Raw genomic sequence first — 18,421 nt, forward strand, 5'->3', positions numbered from 1 at the left:
GGTGGGGGAATGCCATTGGATTGGGACAAGCTGCGTATCTTTCACGCAGCTGCCGAAGCGGGTTCGTTCACGCATGCGGCGGATAAACTGCATCTGTCCCAGTCCGCGATCAGCCGCCAGGTCAGCGCGCTCGAGCAGGACGTCGGCACCAAGCTTTTCCACCGCCATGCGCGCGGTCTGATCCTGACGGAACAGGGCGAACTGCTCTATCGCACCGCTCACGATGTGCTGCTGAAGCTCGAAACGGTGAAGATGCAGCTGACCGAGACGACGGAAACGCCGACCGGAAAGCTGCGCGTGACCACGACGGTCGGCCTCGGTCAAGGCTGGCTGACGGACAAGATCCAGGAGTTCATGCAACTCTATCCGGATGTCCAGATTCAGCTGATCCTCGACAACGAGGAAGTGGATGTGAACATGCGTTATGCCGATTGCGCCATCCGCCTGCGCCAGCCGGTGCAATCGGACCTGATCCAGCGCAAGCTGTTCACCGTTCATATGCACGTCTATGCGGCCCCCTCGTACATCAACCGGCACGGCGAGCCGCAGACGGTCGAAGCTCTCGACAACCATCGCATCATCACGTTCGGTGAGCCTGCGCCGAGCTACCTGCTCGATGTCAACTGGCTGGAAGTGGCCGGACGATCGTCCGACAACAAGCGCATCCCGCATCTGCAGATCAACAGCCAGACCTCGATCAAGCGCGCGTGCCTGCTCGGGATGGGCATCGCCTGCATGCCCGACTATATCGTCGGACGCGACCCTGGCCTCATCCAGCTGCCGATCAACGCCGACGTGCCGTCGTTCGATACCTACTTCTGCTATCCCGACGAAATGAAGAATGCCGCGAAGCTGAAGGCTTTCCGCGACTTCATTGTCAGCAAGGCGCGCAACTGGAACTTCTAGTTGCCTCGTTCGGAAATACAAGCCGTGCAATATGTGCATGTCTGGCATGCATAAAACGGGGTTGCCGTTTGCTCATTAAAACACCATATCGCACATAGCTGATGCACATGGTGGCTTTTCCTCCCAGTTCCACCGCATTGGCTGTTCCCCTCTGGAGGTTTTGACCTTCACACCTATAAAGGGCCCCGATCTTTCGGTGGCCCTCTTTTTTTGCCCGTTTTTTTCGCAGTGCAGCAGAAATTTGTGCAGCGCATAGCAGGCATGCGCAAACATGCATTGAAATCTGCCTCCCAAAGCATCATATCCCACTCAGTTGATGCATTTCGTGGTTTCTCTCCCAGTGCCACCGCGTCAGCTGTTCCCCTCTGGAGGTTTATAGACCTTCACACCTTTAAAGGGCCCCGATCTTTCGGTGGCCCTCTTTTTTTGCCCAAAATTTAGTCAGGACGGGACATGCAACACTTCACGCCGTCGTGACTTGCATATCGAAAGCGAGCAATCCATATATCGCCTACAAACGATTTATAGTTCGAAGAACGGCGATGGAAAAAGACGAAATCCTGAAGGCGATCGCCCATCCGACACGGATGGAAATCCTGAACTGGCTGAAGAGCCCCGAAAAGCACTTTTCCTCGCAGGAGCACCCGCTTGAGATGGGCATATGCGCCAGTCAGTTCGAGCGCTGCGGCCTATCGCAATCGACCGTCTCAGCGCATCTGGGGACCTTGAGCCGAGCCGGCCTGGTGACGACAAGACGCGTCGGCCAATGGATCTTCTACAAGCGCGACGAGGAGACCATCGCGGCTTTCCTCAATCAACTCTCGAAGGATCTGTAGGATGCCGGTCGCCTCTGCGCTGCCCTGCCTGAGCGCGCCTGCGTCAGGCATGATGAGCGCCAAGCGACTGGCGGACTACTTTCCAACACGGGCTCAGATGCAACGCGCACCGCTTGCGACTGCCGGTGTTGATCGGGCGCATTGCAACAGCCCTCACCCATCCCTTTGCCGAATGGCAGGCGCGTGCGCCTCGGCCGAGTGATCTTCCCGCAGCAAGAAAGGACTCCCATGAGCAAGCTTTTCGAACCGACAAAGATTGGCGACATTACCCTCAAGAACCATATCGTGATGGCGCCACTCACGCGCAACCGCTCTCCGGGCGCCGTTCCGAACGACCTCAACGTCGAATACTACCGCCAGCGCTCAGGGGCTGGGCTGATCGTCACCGAGGCGACGGCCATTACGCATCAGGGCCAGGGCTACGCGGATGTTCCCGGCCTCTACTCCAAGGAAGCGATCGACGGCTGGAAGCGAGTGACCGATGCCGTGCATGCGGCAGGCAGCAAGATTGTTGTTCAGATGTGGCATGTCGGCCGTATCTCGCACACGACGCTGCAGCCGAACGGTGGCAAGCCGGTGTCTTCGACGAATACGGCCGCAAAATCCAAGACCTATCTCGTCAACCCGGACGGTACAGGAAGCTTCGTACCGACGTCTGAGCCGCGCGCCCTTGAAACATCGGAAATCCCGGGCATCGTTGAAGACTATCGCAAGGCAGCGCGCGCCGCGATCGAAGCCGGCTTCGACGGCGTCGAGATCCACGCCGCAAATGGTTATCTGATCGACCAGTTCCTGCGCTCCGGCATCAACGACCGCACGGATCAGTACGGTGGCTCCGTCGAAAACCGCGCACGTTTCCTCTTTGAGGTCGTCGATGCGATCACCGCCGAGATCGGCGCTCGCCGCACCGGCATCCGCATTTCACCTGTGACGCCGGCAAACGACTCCTCCGACCCGCATGCACAGTCCATCTTCACCTACGTAGTCGAAGGCCTGGCAAAGTATGACCTCACCTACATCCACATCGTCGAGGGCGCGACCGGAGGCGATCGAAACTATCAGCAAGGCGACAAGCCCTTCGACTACAAGGCGCTCCGCAACGCCTACGAAAAGGCTGGTGGCAAGGCGAGCTGGATGGTCAACAACGGCTATGATCGCGACATGGCGATCGACGCCGTAGAGAGCGGCCGCGCCGACCTCGTCGCGTTCGGCAAACCGTTCATCTCCAATCCCGACCTCGTCCAGCGCCTCAAGGACAACGTGTCCCTCGCCGGACTCGACCAGGCAACGCTTTATGGTGGCGGTGCCACGGGATATGTAGACTATCCAACGCAAGTGAAGGCCGCCTGAGCCGGCAAACGCCAATGGAGTCCCGCCGTCTGGCGGGATTTTCTTTTTCCAGCGCCCTGTTAGCATGCCGCCATGTTCTTATCGCACATCAAGCGCTGGCGACTGACCGTCGACGGCGAACCGATCATTACCCATTGCAGCCACCTGTTGCCCGTTCTCTGGGACGGCAAACCCGCGATGCTGAAAATCTCAAGCGATGAGGCCGAGCGGGCTGGCGGCGCCCTGATGCATTGGTGGGACGGCGTCGGCGCAGCCAGGGTGTACGCGCACGACAGCGAGGCCGTTCTGCTCGAGCGCGCGCTGGGCCGTCGCTCGCTTCTGGCAATGGCAATGGACGGCGCCGACGATACGGCAACCCGCATCATTTGCAGCACTGTTGCAAAGCTTCACGCCCCGCGCGAACACCCCCGGCCCGAGCTCATTCCGCTTGCCCGCTGGTTTCGCGACCTCGCCCCGGCGGCAGACGTCCATGGCGGCATACTGGCTCGGTGCAACCTGATTGCCGCAGCACTGCTTGCCGACAACGGCGATCCCGTCGTCCTGCACGGCGACATTCACCACAGCAACATCCTCGATTTCGAACAGCACGGGTGGCTGGCGATCGACCCCAAAGGCCTCGTCGGCGAACGCGGTTTTGATTACGCCAACATCTTTGTCAACGAAGACCTTCCGACAACAAGTACTCCCGGCCGTCTGCGAAGGCAGCTTGGCATCGTCGCGACCGAGGCAGGCCTTGAGCCGAAACGCCTGCTGCAATGGATTGCTGCCTATTCGGGCCTGTCAGCCGCCTGGTTCCTCGGCGACGGATCGACGGAACTGGCCGAAAGTCCACTCGCTGCGGCGCGCATTGCGTTAGCCGAACTGCAGCAGGGCTAAAGCACGGCGCGATCTTTGAGATTCGCTTGTCGCGCTTTAGTTCTTTGTTTTCACGCATGTCTTTGGCCTGAAGCCGGATCCCACCTTCGCAAGACATGCTTTAGGCGCGCCGTCCATCCAGCGCGCCGTGCTCGGATCCTGGCGTCGCACGCCCTAACCGCGCGAGGCCGGTTCAGCGAAGAAACGCCATTATGCGGCAATCCGTCAGAAGAACCGTTGGGATTACGCCTCTTTGCTTTTGCGCGCTTTCGCCTTGGCGGGGGCGTTCTTCTTCAAGTTGTTCTTGTTGTAATCGATAGCGGCCCGGACGAGTGTCTTTAGAGCGGGCTCATTGATGTCATCGCCCTCGAGGAAATCGATGGCGCGACGCGCGTTGCCTTCGAGGCCCGCATTGAAGAGCTTGGCAGGATCCGGGATGTTCGCCCCATGAGCAAAGGTAAGCTTCACCTTTCCCTTGTGCGCGTTGGCAACCGCGATCATTCCGTCGCGGGACCAGACCGGGCTTCCCATCCACTTCCATTCCTCGATGATCTCCGGGTCGACCTCGAGAATGGTCTTACGGACACTGGCGAACGTCTTGCCGCGCCAATCTGAGATTCCTTCGATCAATTGATCGATGCGTTCGGATGCATCCATTGTATCCAATTCCTCCAATTCCAACCTTGCCGCAATCCCTTCGCCAATCCTCCAACGATGAGACGGCTCGTACCGGCTCTCACATTCGTTCGCCAGGCAACCGACTTGCCTGTCTCACCCAGTCGGCGAACTGAGCCTCATCGAGCTGGTCGTCTTCACGGATATCGAGGTAACGCACCTCCTTCTGTTTTGACACCCCTTGGGGCACCGGCTCCAGAGAGCTGCCGCGGAAGAAAGCCACCTTGATGTATTTGGTGAAGCAGTGAAAGCTCAGGAACCAGCCCTCACGCTTGATGCCGTAGAACGGCGAGTTCCATTTGACTGCCTTATGGACGTCGGGCACGGTTTGCCCGATGAGCGCATCCAGACGGCGTCCAAGGTCGCTTTTCCAGCCTGGCATGGCGGCGATGTAAGCCTGTACGGGCCCATCGCCTTCGGCTTTCGCGATCTGGGGATTGCCGCCTGAGAGCAGTGTCGGCCTGATTCCACTCGCGGTCTTGGTCATTGTCCATCCTCTTGAGCCAACCTTGTATGGTCGCTCTTTGAATTGGCGGCTTCGCTGACGCGCGCCGTGACGCAAAAACGGCGACACGCTCGACATCAAAGGCTATCCGCAGATGCCTTGGTCATGCAACCCTCGACAGGTTCCTAGTGGACTGCTTGCAAAGCGCCTGCCTCGGTCGCCGGCCCTGCTGTCGGCAGGCAGCCGAGCGAGACCAAGGCGGCGCGAACGGCCTCGTCGATTGGCGTATTCGGCTCGCTGCCGAGCTCGCAGACCAATCGTTCATTCGACATCCGCAGCGGTTCTTGCCAGAGATAACGCATCTCCTTCAATTCACGCATGAAGGTGACGAACGGAGCGGCCAGCGGCACGATCCACCAAGGAAAGTCCTGCGTCTTTATGGCGTTGCCGGCCACCCGCTTGATGGCAGCCACCATCTGGCAGCCATCGGCGTCCCAGAAGCCGTCCATGTGATAGACGGCAAACGATGGCAGGCGGTCAGCGCATTCGACGAGACGGACCATCGTTTCTGCAACATCAGGCAGATAGGCCCATTGATGCCCGACACCGCGCCGCGCCGGATTCTTGACGGCGTTCACCGGCTTTCCCGGTGTGACCATGCCCTGCGAGAACCAGCTGTTGGCGCCCCCCGGCCCGAAGAAATCGCCGGCGCGTACAATGATGACCGATACGCCGCTTTGCGAGGCTACCTGCAGTCGCCTTTCCATTTCGACGCGGATCGCTCCCTTCTTCGTCACCGGGTGTTGCGGGCTGTCTTCTCGAAGGACTGGAAAGGCATCCGGTCCGAAATTATAGACGGTACCCGGCAGAACGATGCGCGCGCCGAGGGAACGCGCCGCTGCGATGGTGTTGTCGAGCATCGGAAGGACGAGCTTGTCCCAATCGCGATAGCCCGGCGGATTGACTGCGTGGACAATAAGGCTGGCGCCTTGCGCCGCGGTCATGAGATCGTTGGCGTGCATCGCATCGCCCTGCACCCAATCGAGGTCGGGCGCATTCGCGCGGGCCTTTGCTGCATCCCGGTTCAGCGCCCTCACCCGCCAACCGCGTGCGGCGAGCGTGCGAGCGACCTCGCCTCCGATCCCGCCTGTTGCACCGAGCACCAAAGCAACCTGCCCATTGAATTCAGTCACGATGGTCTCCGTTCTGTTCAACTGACCCGATCATGCCCGTATGTCTACATAAACGAAATTGACGAAATTCGTAGGGCCGATATACATAAATGCATGAGCAGGGAACCCGACTGGCATTTCTACCGAACGCTGTTGGCGGTGCTGGACCACGGATCGCTTTCGGCGGCAGCGCGTGAATTGGGCCTGACGCAGCCGACGGTCGGGCGGCACATCGATGCGCTGGAGGACGCAATAGGCTCGCAGCTCTTCGTGCGCTCACCGAACGGTCTTTTGCCGACGGATGCAGCGCTTGAACTGAAGCCTTATGCCGAAACGCTCGCGTCGACATCCGCCGCCCTGCTGCGAACGGCGTCGGGGCATCGTGAGCGCGTTGCCGGCACAGTCCGGATAAGTGCCAGCGAGGTCATCGGTGTCGAGGTTCTACCGCCGATCCTCGCACCGCTGATGGCGGCCCATCCCGAGCTCAATATCGAGCTCTCGGCCTCGGACGCCATCGAGGACCTTCTCAATCGGGAGGCAGATATCGCCGTACGGATGGCACAGCCGGCGCAGGATCAGCTTCTCTTTTGCCGCATCGGAGAGATACCGCTCGGCTTTCACGCCCATCGTCGCTACCTCGCCCAACACGGCATGCCGCAGGAGATGGCCGACCTCGCAGGACACCGCCTTGTCGGCTTCGACCGACAGACAGCCTATATCCGGTCCATGATGGCGCGCTTTCCATTGCCGGACGGCCTCCCCTTCGCTTTCAAGAGCGATAACCCGCTTGCGCAGATTTCGGCAATTCGCGCCGGCTTGGGGATTGGAATCTGCCAGACCGGCCTCGCAGCGCGGGAGCCTGATCTGCTGCCGGTCCTGCCTGAGCTTTTCCGGATACCTCTCGACACCTGGGTCGTCATGCACGAGGGGATCAAAACGGCACGCCGCTACCGCGTCACATTCGACGCACTGGTCGACGGCCTGATGAATTACGTAAAGGCAACGGCGCGCAAGCGCCCGGGCTGATCATCGCTTGGACGATAACCGCACGCTCATGCGCGAGGCGAGGCTTCGCTGGAATGGCTTTTCCAGGTGCCGTCGACCACCTCGGTCTCCGGCCGGTCTCCGCCTTCGGCATACTCCTCATGCCATTTACCCTTGTCATCCTGCCAGCTGATCTCCGCGGAATCACCGCCAACCTGCTGTTCGGCCGCAACGATACGGGCTGCTTCGAGCGCTTCGGAGTGTGTCGGGAATGCTTCCGAATAGACACTGCCCAACCGGTAGGCCCAGCCCCCGTCGTGAGGTACGACCTCGTAGACCACCTTGACCATGCATCTCACTCCACTTCTTCTTGTTTCGCGCTCGAATACTGACCGGATTGCATCCAGTTCTGCGCGGGCCGCGTTGCAAGAGACGAGAGGGCGCCGCGATGTGCTTCCGGCTGACCGATGCGGTAGTATTCCATTAAATTCTCAAGACTGCAAACGCGCTCCCTCCTCGTGCTTGCTTGCCATGCAAAATCATCGCTTTAGACTTGCCGGATGAATCAAGATCGGAGCTTTCCGTGGATATCGTGTCGCGACTGAAAGACGAAATGCTCTTGGTATTGGCGATGATGGTCGCGGCTGTCGCCTATATGTCGGAACATGCGGTTCTCGAGATGGGGCGCGCGATATCGCTCATCGCCGCAGCCCTGCTTGTCGCCACCATCGTCTTTGCCTCGGTTCGCGTCGCCCACCATGCGGAGATCCTGGCAATCAAGGTCGGCGATCCCTACGGCACGATGATCCTGACGCTGTCGGCCGTTGCCGTGGAGGTGATCATCCTCGCCATCATGATGAGTGGCGAAAGCTCCCCCACGCTCGTTCGCGACACGATCTATGCGGCCCTCATGCTCGACATCAACGGCATCCTTGGCCTTGCCGCCCTACTTGGAGGCTTGAAGCACGGAGAGCAGCCCTACAACGACAACTCGGGAAAGACCTATGGCGTCATGATTCTTACTGCCATGGGTATCTCGATGATCGTCCCTGAATTCGTGCCGGCGGATAAGTGGCACTTCTACTCCGCCTTCACCATCCTGGCGATGATCGCTCTCTACGGCCTCTTCCTGCGCATGCAGGTCGGCCAGCACAGCTACTTCTTCAGCTATGCCTACCCTCGCAACGAACGGAAGAAGACCGATCCAAAGGAGCACTCGACCGAGGATTCCACGGCCGCCTCGATCGCCACGATCCTGATCGGCGTGGTCATCATCGGCCTCCTTGCGGAGTTCATGGCCACCTTCATGACGCAGGGCCTGCGGGACACAGGCGCTCCCGTTGCCCTGACCGCCATCGTCGTCGCAGCGATTTCCGCAGCACCTGAAATCCTGACGGCGCTGCGTGCGGCACTGCGCAACCGCATGCAGGCGACCGTCAATATCGCCATGGGCGCGTCGCTGTCGACTGTCATCCTCACGGTTCCGGTGATGGAGACGATCGCCCTCTACACCGGCCAGCCCTTCATCATGGCCATGACACCGGTCCAGACCGTGATGGTGGCGATCACCTTGATTGCGGCGGCCATCAACCTCAACGACGGCGAAACCAATGCTATCGAAGGCATGACGCATTTCATCCTCTTCGCAACATTCCTGATGCTGTCGGCATTGGGACTTTGATTGTGTGGGACGTGTCCGATCGTTCTGTCGCTACGGCTAGGAGATCGCACCTTGCAATTCGTCTGCCTGCACACCATGTCCATGGTATCGGCAGCATCTGAAACGGGCGCTGCCCCGTGCGGGCGATCAGCAGCGTTCCGGCCCCAACAAAGGAGGACAGCATGTCTTCCGGCTCCAGCATAAAGTTCAAAACAAGGTTCGCAAACCCGTTCGTTCCAAACGCGCGGATGATTGCTTTGGAAGCCGGGACCTATCGGCTGAGCCTCGACGAGGAAGAGAACGAAGGCCTTCAATTTTCCGCCTTCAGGAGAACCAGGACCCATCTCGAAATACCGGCGACTGCAACGCGCATCGACACCAGGCAGCGGCTGAGTGTCTTTGCAGGACATCGAAACTGCCTGCCCAAGAATGTCAGCACCGGTGAGTGATGGCCCGCAGAGCGCGCGACGGCAATGTTGCCGACAACGCGATCCAACAGAGGAACAAGAGGCGCATTATGGCAATCGCATTTCCCAACCGCGCCAGAAGTTATGACGAAACCGCCAGGCGCATCCGCTTCCTCGGCCATGATGGTATGTTCGAGATTCGTTTCTCGATGGATATTGACGTGCTGACGAAGGGACCTTGCCCGGCAGCCACATCGGAACGCGACTATCTCGCGGGATTTGACGGGCTTCGAACCCGAATTCTAGATGTCGCCAAACGCGTGTACGGTTCCAAACGACAAAATTCGATCATCCTGAAACTGACGGATTTCAGATAGAAGATTGATCGACGGTTCTTTTTTCCTGCACCAAAGCCCCTATCGAAAACCAACCCGACAACGAGGACCCACCGCATGCATGAACCATGGAGCAAAAGCCGCGAACGTGCAGAAGCGGCGTTCGGCTTGACACAGACACAGATGTTGTCCCGCACCAAGGAGGCTTTGAAAATCGACGCCGCCGCTACCGCCAGAAATGAGAAGACTGCGCGACTGAGGGCGATGCGCCTTGAACAAGAAGCCCAGGCGCGGGCCGGGAAATCGTCCCATGCAACGCCGATCACCGAATGACCGAGGGAGCAGGTGCGGCGCATTTGGGACGTTGGTTTGATTGAAGCGATCCCACCGGATCAGGCGCAAGTCTCGCCTTGTTCACCCTTTTGATAAAACGCCACAACACTTCGCTTGAAAGCTTCGCTGTGCTTGGACATCAAAAACCCCCGAAGGTTGTTGGCCAACATTCGGGGGTCCGTTCATCTCCGGCGGTTTTTTTGATTTCGTTGCTGGCTTACTTGCAGGCGCCACAGAAACGCTGGATGCGCTTGCAGGCTTCCTCAAGCAGCGCTTCGGAGGTCGCATAGGAGATGCGGAAGTTCGGGCCAAGGCCGAAAGCCGAGCCATGAACGACGGCCACACCTTCGCTTTCAAGCAACTCGGACACGAAGTCCTCGTCCGTCTCGATAACCTTGCCAGAGGGTGCGGTCTTGCCGATCAGGCCGGCGCAGGACGGATAGACGTAGAACGCGCCTTCCGGCGACGGGCACGTGATGCCCTTGGCCTGGTTCAGCATCGACACGACGAGGTCGCGGCGGCCTTCGAAGATCTTCTTGTTCTGGGGGATAAAGTCCTGCGTGCCGTTCAGCGCTTCGACAGCCGCCCACTGGGCGATCGACGTCGCACCCGAGGTCTGCTGACCCTGGATCATGTCCATCGCCTTGATGAGCTGGATCGGACCTGCCGCATAGCCGATACGCCAGCCGGTCATCGCATAGGCCTTGGAGACGCCGTTCATGGTCAGCGTGCGATCGTAGAGCTTCGGCTCGACTTCGACAGGCGTGACGAACTTGAAGTCGCCATAGGTCAGATGCTCGTACATGTCGTCGGTCAGCACCCAGACATGCGGATGCTTGAGCAGCACGTCCGCCAGTGCCTTGAGTTCGGCACGCGTATAGGCAGCGCCCGACGGGTTGGATGGCGAGTTGAAGACGAACCACTTCGTCTTCGGCGTGATCGCCTTGTCGAGATCGGCCGCCTGGAGCTTGAAGTTGTTTTCCTGCGTCGCCGAAACGATGACAGGCGTACCGCCGCATAGCGCCACCATCTCCGGATAGGACACCCAGTAAGGCGCTGGAATGACGACTTCGTCGCCCGGGTTCAGGGTCGCCATGAAGGCGTTGAAAAGGATCTGCTTGCCGCCGGTGCCGACGATCGTCTGCTCCCAGGAGTATTCCAGGCCGTTCTCGCGCTTGAACTTCGCGGCAATCGCCTTGCGCAGTTCCGGAATGCCGGATACCGGCGTGTACTTCGTTTCGCCACGGGTGATCGCGTCGATGGCGGCCTGCTTGATATTGTCTGGCGTATCGAAGTCCGGCTCACCGGCACCGAGGCCGATCACATCGCGTCCTTTCGCTTTCAGCTCGCGCGCTTTCTGGGAAACGGCGATGGTGGCTGAAGGCTTCACACGGGAAAGAGCATCGGCAAGAAAGGCCATGATATCGGTCCTATACGGTTGATTTGGGCAGAAAGCCGGGACCGGAGTTCTGCGCTAAGCTCTATGTCCAATGTCAGCAGGCATTTCAAGCGCAAAGGCGTGATGGTGCCAATGAATCTTGGTGATCAGTCGGCTCAGGCGATTGTCGATCCGCGACATCGCCCAACCGGCCCGATGCACCATTTTGCGAAGCAGTTGAATCGGTTTCTGAAGAGAGCCCGATTTACGCCCTGAAATCAAAAACTTCGCCTTTTTCAGGCTTTGCCACGAATTGGCCGCAACAAATGCCGCGGCATGCCGCAATTCGGTCGCGAGCACGCCGAGATCGAAGCCGCATTTTGGTGCATCCGACATTGGTTATTGAGGGCATACCATGTTTCTGGAAGACGAGTTCGTCATAAGGCGCGTTCGCGCCAGTCGCGTATCCATCTCATTGCTGGTTGCATTCGTGGCTTTCGCCGCGTCGATCCTTATGACGTTCGGGCTCGTCACGACTGTCTACGCCGGAGAAAGCCAGCAGAAGGTCGAGCAGCTCGCCGGCCTCGTGCGGCCGAACGACGTCAACAGCGGCTCCCTCCTCTTTCCCGCCAGGGAGCCCGGCTTCTTCGTCGAGGCACCGCGCCTGAAGACCGATGTGCAGATGGACGTCTCCGGCCCCATCGCGCGCGTTAGGGTCACACAGCGCTTCCAGAACCCAAGCAAGGGGTGGGTCGAGGGCACCTACGTCTTTCCGCTGCCTGAGAATTCCGCCGTCGACGTGCTGAAGATGCAGATCGGCGAGCGCTTCATCGAGGGCCAGATCAAGCCGCGTCAGGAAGCGCGCGAGATCTACGAACAGGCCAAGGCGGAAGGCAAGAAGGCAGCCCTTCTCGAGCAGCAGCGGCCCAACATCTTCACCAACCAGGTCGCCAACATCGGCCCCGGCGAAACGATTGTCGTGCAGATCGAATACCAGCAGGCTGTCCACCAATCCGGCGGCGAGTTCTCGCTGCGCTTCCCGATGGTGGTCGCCCCCCGCTACAATCCGGCGCCAATCGTCCAGACCGTGGAGTTCAACAATGGCGCAGGCTTCGCAATTCCGAATGATCCGGTGGAAAATCGCCAGAAGATCGAGGCTCCGGTTCTCGATCCGCGCGACAACGCCAAGATCAACCCCGTTGCGCTCACCGTCGATCTGAAGGCCGGCTTCGCGCTCGGCGACGTGAAATCCTCCTTCCACGACGTCGACATCAAGCAGGACGGCGACCAGAACCGCATGATCTCGTTGAAGGGCGAGAGCGTTGCGGCAGACAAGGACTTCGAACTCACCTGGAGGGCCGCGCCCGGCAAGACGCCAAGTGCCGGGCTTTTCCGTGAAGTCGTCAACGGCAAGGCCTACCTGCTCGCCTTCGTCACACCGCCGGCAACGCCCGATGCATCCTCGCCCGCGGCCAAGCGTGAGGTCGTCTTCGTCATCGACAATTCCGGCTCCATGTCCGGCCCATCGATCGAGCAGGCCAAGGAAAGCTTGGCGCTTGCCATCTCGAAGCTCAATGTCGACGACCGCTTTAACGTCATCCGCTTCGACGACACGATGACCGACTACTTCAACGGCCTTGTTGCAGCCTCGCCCGACAATCGCGAGAAGGCCATTGCCTACGTTCGCGCATTGACCGCCGATGGCGGCACCGAAATGCTGCCCGCATTGCAGGATGCACTGCGCAACCAGGGCCCCGTTTCCAACGGCGCGCTTCGCCAGGTCGTGTTCCTGACCGATGGCGCGATCGGCAATGAACAGCAGCTGTTTGCCGAGATCAGCCAGAACCGTGGCGAGGCTCGCGTTTTCACCGTCGGCATCGGCTCGGCGCCGAACTCCTATTTCATGACCAAGGCCGCCGAGATGGGCCGAGGCACGTTCACCCAGATCGGCTCCGCCGACCAGGTCGCTGGCCGCATGGGCGAGCTCTTCGCAAAGCTTCAGAACCCGGCAATGACCGACATCGCAGCAACCTTCGAAGGCGTCAAGGCAAAGGATATCACCCCGGTTCCGATGCCTGACCTCTATACTGGCGAGCCGGTGGTCCTGACCGCCGAACTGCCGGAAGAAACACCCGCCGGCAAGCTCCAGATCATAGGCAAGACCGGCCTTCAGCCCTGGCGCGTCGACATGGATATTGCCAATGCCGCTGACGGCCGGGGAATTTCGAAGCTCTGGGCCCGTCGCAAGATCGACGACCTTGAAGCCCGCGCCTACGAACGCGAGGACGGAGGCTTGCTCGACAAGGACATCGAGACGGTGGCGCTCGCCCATCACCTCGTCTCGCGGGTGACCAGCCTCGTCGCAGTCGACGTCACGCCGTCGCGTCCCGCCGGCGCGCCGCTTGGCTCGGCAAAGCTGCCGCTCAACCTCCCTGACGGTTGGGATTTCGAGAAGGTCGGCGGCGAGGACGTCCAGCCCGCAGCTGAAAGCGCGCCCGATCACGCGATGACAACGCCCCAGCAGGAATTTGCCCAGCTGGCAGCATTGCGTATGGCTGCTGCCCCGACGGCGAAAGCAGCCGGGCTGATTGCCCAGAAGTCCGCGTCGGTAAAGCTGCCGCAAACGGCAACACGTGCTGACGAAAAGATTGTCCGCGGCATCGTCGTGCTTCTCGCTGCACTGATGGCGGCAAGCGGGCTTGCCGTCTGGCGCCGGCGCGTGCGCGGCGTCTTTAGAGGAGCCAAGCCATGACGGCCGCCAGCGCAAGATCGGGAGTTCGAAACCAGGAAGTGGACGAGTTCGGCCCGCTTCCGACCTACCTCGAGCTCGCCATGGCGACGGCTGCCGCGACCGCCTACGATGCAGCCCCCGAGCGCGACAACCGATCGCTCCTGCCCAGTCTCTCCATCGTCGAGAAGGCAATTGCCGTCAGCATCGCCCTCCTTGCTCTCTACGGAACGGCACTGGTCGCCGATGGACTCTACATCAAGGCCAAGGCGCAATTGTCACAGATCCTCCTGAAGCGAGCCTTTGCCGCCGAACTCCGCGGCGAAGACGCCAAGCCCTGGCCCTGGGCGGATTTCACGACCGAGGCGGAGGTGACTGCACCGCGCCTCGGCAAGCATGCGATCGTCCTGTCCGGTGCCTCTGGCGAGGCTCTGGCCTTCGGCCCCGCCTGGCTCGCCAATACGCCCCAACCCGGCGATGAAGGCACCTCCGTTATCGCCGCCCATCGCGACACGCATTTCCGCTGGCTGAAGGATGTCAAACCGGGCGACGAAATCGAGGTCACACGTCGCGACGGCAAGGTCCTGACCTTCAAGGCGGGCGAAGGCCGCATCGTGCCATGGGATCGAAGCGGGATCGATCCGGCAGCGCAAGGTCGTCATCTCGTGCTTGCGACCTGCTGGCCTTTCGGCGCGACGCAACGCGGCCCGCTGCGCTATATCGTCGAAGCGGAACTCGTCGATCCGCAACCAAACACAAAGCCGTTATCCCGAGCCGAATGAGGTTGAAGCAGGTGTCCGATGCTCCACGTTGATCGGGACAGACAATGGGACGGACCATGACGATCTTTGCAAAGCTTCACGTCGGCTCCTTTCTAGCAGCCGCGGTCTTGGCCGCCGCCTCCCCGAGCTTGGCGGCCGATACGGTCAAGACGAAGACGGTCGAGGTTCAGGTCGATACGATTGCGACCGGGCTCGAGCATCCCTGGGCAGTGGAGGTTCTTCCCGACGGCTCCTATCTCGTCACCGAGCGACCGGGGCGGCTGCGCATAATCCGTGACGGCAAGCTCTCCCTTCCCATTGCCGGCGTACCCAAAGTCAGTGCCCGCGGTCAGGGCGGCCTGATGGATGTTGCGCTCGCACCCGATTTCGCAGCGAGCCGCAAGATATTCCTCACCGCTGCCATAGGGGCCAAGGGCGGCTCCGGCACCGAGGCCTTCAGCGCCACGCTGTCAAAGGACGGAACCAGGCTCGATGACGTCAAATCCATCTTTGCGATGACGCGCTTCACCGGTGGCAATATCCAGTACGGTTCCCGCATCGCCTTCGCCAGGGACGGCTCGCTGTTCATCAGCGTCGGAGACCGCGGCGACAGGGATCGCTCCCAGGACTGGAAGGACGACGCCGGCTCCATCATTCACATCAACGCTGATGGCAGCATTCCTGACGACAATCCTTTCAAGGACGGCGCCAAGGCGCTTCCGGAAATCTGGTCGAAAGGCCATCGCAATGCGCAAGGCATCGCCTTCGATGCCGCCGACGGCAAGCTCTATACGGTTGAGCACGGCGCCCGCGGCGGTGATGAGATCAACGAGATCGAGCCCGGCAAGAACTACGGCTGGCCGATCATCACCTATGGCCGTGATTATTCCGGCGCCGAGATCGGCGAAGGCACGGCCAAGGAAGGACTTGAGCAACCGCTTTATTATTGGGACCCGTCCATAGCGCCGGGAGCGCTCGTCGTTTACCGCGGCAAGATGTTCCCCGAATGGGATGGCAATTTTCTTGTCGCGGCGCTGAAGTTCCAACTGCTTTCGCGCATGCAGCGCGACGATAACGGAGCTTTCGTCGCCGAGGAGCGGCTATTCGATGGCTCCTATGGCCGCATGCGTGATGTGGTCGTCGCGCCCGACGGCGCCCTGCTGATCCTCACGGATGAAGACGATGGTGCATTGCTCAGGGTGTCGCGAGCACCGGCGGACAATGGCTGATGCGAAGCCTAAAGCACGGCGCGATCTTTGAGGTGCGCTTGTCGCGCTTTAGGTCTTTGTTTTCATGCATGTCTTTAGCCCGAAGCCGTTCCCGGGGAGACATGCTTTAGAGACCGGCGCGCAGTTCTTTTCGGATCACGAATTTTAGCCCCGACCACGTCTCGTCTATTGCGCAGACTTTGACGTCAACCAGCCCCAAAGGCAGAAAAATCGATCGCAGCACGTCTTCGGTGATTGTTGTCGGCATTCGCGCGGCTTTCTTGGGCCAGGAAATCCAGAGCATCCCGTCGGGCCTGAGAAGGCCGGACAAAGCCTGCGCCGTATCTTCCAGACGTGGCAGGCGGGTTTCGAACACGTGCACATAGTCGAAGCGACGCTCGATCACTGCCGGGACAGCCGTGTCGACAGAGGAGAAATGGCGAAAGCCTCTAAGCTCAGCAATGTCAGGCACGCCGAGCAGCAGTGCCGCTCGCCCTTCCTTGAGGCCAAGCTTTCGCGTGAGTGAACTGCCGCAGTACCCTGCAGGCGCAAGCGGAGCCTTTTCCTCGCGTTCCCGTGGCAATGAACCCGTTTTCGTCATCATCTGTTTTTGCTCTCATGGGCTGACGCCTCGCGACAGTCTTCACCCTTGCCCCAACGAAAGGCAACTGCTAACGCTCGACGACACCCCCTCTCCCCGCATCGAGGACGAAATGACGCGCATTCAGGCGAACCTTCTTTTGTTGCTTGCAGCTGCCATCTGGGGTGGCGGCTTTGTCGCGCAGTCGACGGCAATGAAGGCGATCGGTCCGTTCTGGTTCATTGGCCTGCGCTTCATGATCGCTGCGCTGGCGGTTCTTCCGTTCATGCTTTTTGAGGCACGCAAGAGCCCGGTCAAGACCGCGCCGCGCCACCTCAAGCTCTACCTCATGACCGGTCTTGCACTGTTTGGCGGCGCCACCACCCAGCAGATCGGGCTGCAGACGACGACGGTGACGAATTCCAGCTTCATCACCGGCCTCTACGTCGTGATCGTGCCATTGATCGCGGTGGTCTTCCTGCGCCGCTCTCCGCACTGGATCATCTGGCCCGGTGCGATCATGGCCGTATCCGGCATTTACTTGCTGTCGGGCGGACAGCTGTCGGCACTGACGACCGGCGACCTGCTGACGGTCGTTTGCGCAATCTTCTGGGCCGGACAGATCACACTGGCTGGCACCACGGTATCTGAAACTGGCCGTCCGCTTGCGCTCTCGGCCGCCCAGTTTGCCTTGACCGGCGCCTGCGCGCTCGCCGTTGCGCTCGTCACGGAGCCGATCAGCTCTACGGCGGTATGGGCTGCGGCCCCGGAAATCCTCTATGTCGGGATCTTCTCCTCGGGTGTCGCCTTCTCGCTTCAGATCATTGGCCAGCGCTACACGACGCCATCGCAGGCAGCCATCTTCCTGTCCTCTGAAGCGCTCTTCGGCGCCTCGCTCGGCGCCTTGCTGCTTGGTGAAACCATGCCGCCGCTCGGCTACGCCGGCTGCGCACTGATGTTCACCGCCATGCTTCTGGTTGAAGTGGTGCCCGAAATAGCGCGCCGTCGCGCTTCGGGCAGACTGAAACCGAGCCCAAATTTGGGTTGAACGTCTGGAAAAGAAAAAAACTTTAGCTTTTGCGCAATCGCGTTAACGTTGCATTTTTGGCAAAATCTGCTCCCAAACTATATTGCCAACAATATAAAGCGTGCCTCCACGGCTGCTGACGAATGAAATTTTGCTCCGGGAGCGCAAAAATGCGGCCTGAAGGCAGCCGCCGGCACAGACGCGTTAAAAAACTTTTGCTTGCCAAAATTTAATAATCGCAGCACTCTCACCGTGTTCGGGCATTTTGCGAGCATGGGAAGTCCTTTAAGAATGTGCGCGCCGGAGACGCTAATATTCCGGTCAGCCAGTTCCGAGAAAGCGGGCGTCAGTCCCGTGGTGAGCTTGGTTGTGCTCGAGGGGACCTTTTTCTCACATTTCAATAATTGCCTGCCAACGTCTCCGCGAGGAGGCATTATCAGTGATGCTGCCCGTGTGGATGGCGGGCGGAGATAAAAGGACCTGACGCATGGCCGAGACTGGCACTGTAAAATTCTTCAACACCGACAAAGGCTTTGGCTTCATCAAGCCGGACAAGGGCGGCGCCGACATCTTTGTACACATTTCTGCCGTTCAGGCGTCTGGCTTGGCCGGACTGACGGAAAATCAGAAGGTTAGCTTCGACACGGAGCCGGACCGCCGCGGCAAGGGCCCCAAGGCTGTCAACCTGCAGATCGCAGGCTGAGCCTCCAGCCAACGCTGTCAATTCGAGTTGAAGCCCGGCAGCAATGCCGGGTTTTGTCATTCAGCCTGTATTCAGATC

21 protein-coding genes are annotated in these 18,421 nt (G+C 60.0%); 13 read left to right on the top strand and 8 right to left on the bottom strand.

Translation table 11 applies throughout. The features are described 5' to 3' along the window. The first annotated feature begins 9 nt into the window (after positions 1-9). The 4 genes from BSG20_RS07375 to BSG20_RS07390 all read left to right on the top strand — a co-directional run bounded on the left by BSG20_RS07375 (position 10) and on the right by BSG20_RS07390 (position 3,968). Positions 10-906, top strand: coding sequence for a LysR family transcriptional regulator VtlR (locus tag BSG20_RS07375; protein ID WP_072372910.1), 897 nt, complete (start codon positions 10-12; stop codon positions 904-906). A gap of 542 nt (positions 907-1,448) precedes the next feature. Beyond that, complete coding sequence (locus BSG20_RS07380) at positions 1,449-1,742, top strand: ArsR/SmtB family transcription factor (RefSeq protein ID WP_072372913.1); 294 nt, start codon at positions 1,449-1,451, stop codon at positions 1,740-1,742. Positions 1,743-1,970: 228 nt separating this feature from the next. Beyond that, entirely contained in the window at positions 1,971-3,092 is a 1,122-nt protein-coding gene (locus BSG20_RS07385) for an alkene reductase (RefSeq protein WP_072372916.1), read from the top strand. Between the two features lie 72 nt (positions 3,093-3,164). Next, complete coding sequence (locus tag BSG20_RS07390; protein WP_072372919.1) at positions 3,165-3,968, top strand: aminoglycoside phosphotransferase family protein; 804 nt, start codon at positions 3,165-3,167, stop codon at positions 3,966-3,968. Positions 3,969-4,190: 222 nt separating this feature from the next. Here BSG20_RS07390 and BSG20_RS07395 read toward each other — a convergent pair whose 3' ends face one another. The 3 genes from BSG20_RS07395 to BSG20_RS07405 all read right to left on the bottom strand — a co-directional run bounded on the left by BSG20_RS07395 (position 4,191) and on the right by BSG20_RS07405 (position 6,260). After that, the gene (locus BSG20_RS07395; RefSeq protein WP_072372922.1) at positions 4,191-4,604 is read right to left on the bottom strand and encodes a DUF1801 domain-containing protein; all 414 of its coding nucleotides are present in this window, start codon (positions 4,602-4,604) and stop codon (positions 4,191-4,193) included. 79 nt (positions 4,605-4,683) lie between these two features. Then, complete coding sequence (locus BSG20_RS07400; RefSeq protein ID WP_072372925.1) at positions 4,684-5,109, bottom strand: DUF1801 domain-containing protein; 426 nt, start codon at positions 5,107-5,109, stop codon at positions 4,684-4,686. Positions 5,110-5,252: 143 nt separating this feature from the next. After that, positions 5,253-6,260 carry an SDR family NAD(P)-dependent oxidoreductase gene (locus tag BSG20_RS07405; RefSeq protein WP_072372928.1) on the bottom strand — a complete coding sequence of 336 codons (1,008 nt, stop codon included), beginning with the start codon at positions 6,258-6,260 and terminating at the stop codon, positions 5,253-5,255. 93 nt (positions 6,261-6,353) lie between these two features. On the opposite strand from BSG20_RS07405, the gene BSG20_RS07410 reads away from it, so the two are divergent. Continuing rightward, positions 6,354-7,265 carry a LysR family transcriptional regulator gene (locus tag BSG20_RS07410; RefSeq protein ID WP_072372931.1) on the top strand — a complete coding sequence of 304 codons (912 nt, stop codon included), beginning with the start codon at positions 6,354-6,356 and terminating at the stop codon, positions 7,263-7,265. Positions 7,266-7,291: 26 nt separating this feature from the next. Here BSG20_RS07410 and BSG20_RS07415 read toward each other — a convergent pair whose 3' ends face one another. Together BSG20_RS07415 and BSG20_RS38365 are read right to left on the bottom strand one after the other, a co-directional pair. Next, positions 7,292-7,573: a DUF2188 domain-containing protein gene (locus tag BSG20_RS07415; protein WP_072372934.1), complete on the bottom strand. Its 282-nt coding sequence runs from the start codon at positions 7,571-7,573 to the stop codon at positions 7,292-7,294. A gap of 5 nt (positions 7,574-7,578) precedes the next feature. Then, the gene (locus tag BSG20_RS38365) at positions 7,579-7,707 is read right to left on the bottom strand and encodes a hypothetical protein (RefSeq protein WP_280142172.1); all 129 of its coding nucleotides are present in this window, start codon (positions 7,705-7,707) and stop codon (positions 7,579-7,581) included. Positions 7,708-7,806: 99 nt separating this feature from the next. Between BSG20_RS38365 and BSG20_RS07420 the strand changes: the two genes are divergently transcribed. The 3 genes from BSG20_RS07420 (at position 7,807) to BSG20_RS07430 (ending at position 9,667) form a co-directional block, all read left to right on the top strand. Further along, on the top strand, positions 7,807-8,904 hold the full coding sequence (locus tag BSG20_RS07420; RefSeq protein WP_072372952.1) for a calcium:cation antiporter: 1,098 nt from the start codon (positions 7,807-7,809) through the stop codon (positions 8,902-8,904). Between the two features lie 161 nt (positions 8,905-9,065). Next, complete coding sequence (locus BSG20_RS07425; RefSeq protein WP_072372954.1) at positions 9,066-9,332, top strand: hypothetical protein; 267 nt, start codon at positions 9,066-9,068, stop codon at positions 9,330-9,332. Between the two features lie 68 nt (positions 9,333-9,400). After that, positions 9,401-9,667: a DUF1488 family protein gene (locus tag BSG20_RS07430; protein WP_072373364.1), complete on the top strand. Its 267-nt coding sequence runs from the start codon at positions 9,401-9,403 to the stop codon at positions 9,665-9,667. Between the two features lie 508 nt (positions 9,668-10,175). Here the strand turns inward: BSG20_RS07430 and BSG20_RS07440 are convergent. After that, a complete protein-coding gene (locus BSG20_RS07440; RefSeq protein ID WP_072372958.1) occupies positions 10,176-11,378 on the bottom strand; it encodes a pyridoxal phosphate-dependent aminotransferase in 1,203 nt (400 codons plus the stop codon). A gap of 54 nt (positions 11,379-11,432) precedes the next feature. Further along, positions 11,433-11,696: a hypothetical protein gene (locus BSG20_RS07445; RefSeq protein ID WP_143147466.1), complete on the bottom strand. Its 264-nt coding sequence runs from the start codon at positions 11,694-11,696 to the stop codon at positions 11,433-11,435. A 55-nt stretch (positions 11,697-11,751) separates the two neighbouring features. On the opposite strand from BSG20_RS07445, the gene BSG20_RS07450 reads away from it, so the two are divergent. Genes BSG20_RS07450 through BSG20_RS07460 form a run of 3 tightly spaced genes read left to right on the top strand, consistent with a single transcriptional unit; the run spans position 11,752 to position 16,054 of the window. Further along, the gene (locus BSG20_RS07450) at positions 11,752-14,088 is read left to right on the top strand and encodes a marine proteobacterial sortase target protein (RefSeq protein ID WP_072372962.1); all 2,337 of its coding nucleotides are present in this window, start codon (positions 11,752-11,754) and stop codon (positions 14,086-14,088) included. Further along, entirely contained in the window at positions 14,085-14,846 is a 762-nt protein-coding gene (locus BSG20_RS07455) for a class GN sortase (protein WP_072372965.1), read from the top strand. Before BSG20_RS07450 ends, BSG20_RS07455 begins: the two co-directional genes overlap by 4 nt. 56 nt (positions 14,847-14,902) lie before the next feature. Continuing rightward, a complete protein-coding gene (locus tag BSG20_RS07460; protein ID WP_072373366.1) occupies positions 14,903-16,054 on the top strand; it encodes a PQQ-dependent sugar dehydrogenase in 1,152 nt (383 codons plus the stop codon). Positions 16,055-16,160: 106 nt separating this feature from the next. On the opposite strand, the gene BSG20_RS07465 is transcribed toward BSG20_RS07460, so the two are convergent. Continuing rightward, positions 16,161-16,637 carry a class I SAM-dependent methyltransferase gene (locus tag BSG20_RS07465; protein WP_072372968.1) on the bottom strand — a complete coding sequence of 159 codons (477 nt, stop codon included), beginning with the start codon at positions 16,635-16,637 and terminating at the stop codon, positions 16,161-16,163. A 109-nt stretch (positions 16,638-16,746) separates the two neighbouring features. Here BSG20_RS07465 and BSG20_RS07470 point away from each other — a divergent pair, with 109 nt between their 5' ends. Both BSG20_RS07470 and BSG20_RS07475 read left to right on the top strand, forming a co-directional pair. Then, positions 16,747-17,661 carry a DMT family transporter gene (locus BSG20_RS07470; RefSeq protein ID WP_072372971.1) on the top strand — a complete coding sequence of 305 codons (915 nt, stop codon included), beginning with the start codon at positions 16,747-16,749 and terminating at the stop codon, positions 17,659-17,661. A gap of 466 nt (positions 17,662-18,127) precedes the next feature. Then, on the top strand, positions 18,128-18,343 hold the full coding sequence (locus BSG20_RS07475; protein ID WP_007534130.1) for a cold-shock protein: 216 nt from the start codon (positions 18,128-18,130) through the stop codon (positions 18,341-18,343). Positions 18,344-18,421: the final 78 nt, after the last annotated feature.

Origin of the sequence: Rhizobium tibeticum, from assembly GCF_900110205.1 — a bacterium.
GTDB lineage: Bacteria > Pseudomonadota > Alphaproteobacteria > Rhizobiales > Rhizobiaceae > Rhizobium > Rhizobium tibeticum.

Coding starts and splice junctions, on each gene's coding strand:
- BSG20_RS07390 (WP_072372919.1), top strand. CDS start 3,165: ATGTTCTTATCGCACATCAAGCGCTGGCGACTGACCGTCGACGGCGAA.
- BSG20_RS07415 (WP_072372934.1), bottom strand. CDS start 7,573: ATGGTCAAGGTGGTCTACGAGGTCGTACCTCACGACGGGGGCTGGGCC.
- BSG20_RS07380 (WP_072372913.1), top strand. CDS start 1,449: ATGGAAAAAGACGAAATCCTGAAGGCGATCGCCCATCCGACACGGATG.
- BSG20_RS07450 (WP_072372962.1), top strand. CDS start 11,752: ATGTTTCTGGAAGACGAGTTCGTCATAAGGCGCGTTCGCGCCAGTCGC.
- BSG20_RS07375 (WP_072372910.1), top strand. CDS start 10: ATGCCATTGGATTGGGACAAGCTGCGTATCTTTCACGCAGCTGCCGAA.
- BSG20_RS07430 (WP_072373364.1), top strand. CDS start 9,401: ATGGCAATCGCATTTCCCAACCGCGCCAGAAGTTATGACGAAACCGCC.
- BSG20_RS07425 (WP_072372954.1), top strand. CDS start 9,066: ATGTCTTCCGGCTCCAGCATAAAGTTCAAAACAAGGTTCGCAAACCCG.
- BSG20_RS07385 (WP_072372916.1), top strand. CDS start 1,971: ATGAGCAAGCTTTTCGAACCGACAAAGATTGGCGACATTACCCTCAAG.
- BSG20_RS07395 (WP_072372922.1), bottom strand. CDS start 4,604: ATGGATGCATCCGAACGCATCGATCAATTGATCGAAGGAATCTCAGAT.
- BSG20_RS07475 (WP_007534130.1), top strand. CDS start 18,128: ATGGCCGAGACTGGCACTGTAAAATTCTTCAACACCGACAAAGGCTTT.
- BSG20_RS07460 (WP_072373366.1), top strand. CDS start 14,903: ATGACGATCTTTGCAAAGCTTCACGTCGGCTCCTTTCTAGCAGCCGCG.
- BSG20_RS07410 (WP_072372931.1), top strand. CDS start 6,354: ATGAGCAGGGAACCCGACTGGCATTTCTACCGAACGCTGTTGGCGGTG.
- BSG20_RS07455 (WP_072372965.1), top strand. CDS start 14,085: ATGACGGCCGCCAGCGCAAGATCGGGAGTTCGAAACCAGGAAGTGGAC.
- BSG20_RS07465 (WP_072372968.1), bottom strand. CDS start 16,637: ATGATGACGAAAACGGGTTCATTGCCACGGGAACGCGAGGAAAAGGCT.
- BSG20_RS07400 (WP_072372925.1), bottom strand. CDS start 5,109: ATGACCAAGACCGCGAGTGGAATCAGGCCGACACTGCTCTCAGGCGGC.
- BSG20_RS38365 (WP_280142172.1), bottom strand. CDS start 7,707: ATGGAATACTACCGCATCGGTCAGCCGGAAGCACATCGCGGCGCCCTC.
- BSG20_RS07440 (WP_072372958.1), bottom strand. CDS start 11,378: ATGGCCTTTCTTGCCGATGCTCTTTCCCGTGTGAAGCCTTCAGCCACC.
- BSG20_RS07470 (WP_072372971.1), top strand. CDS start 16,747: ATGACGCGCATTCAGGCGAACCTTCTTTTGTTGCTTGCAGCTGCCATC.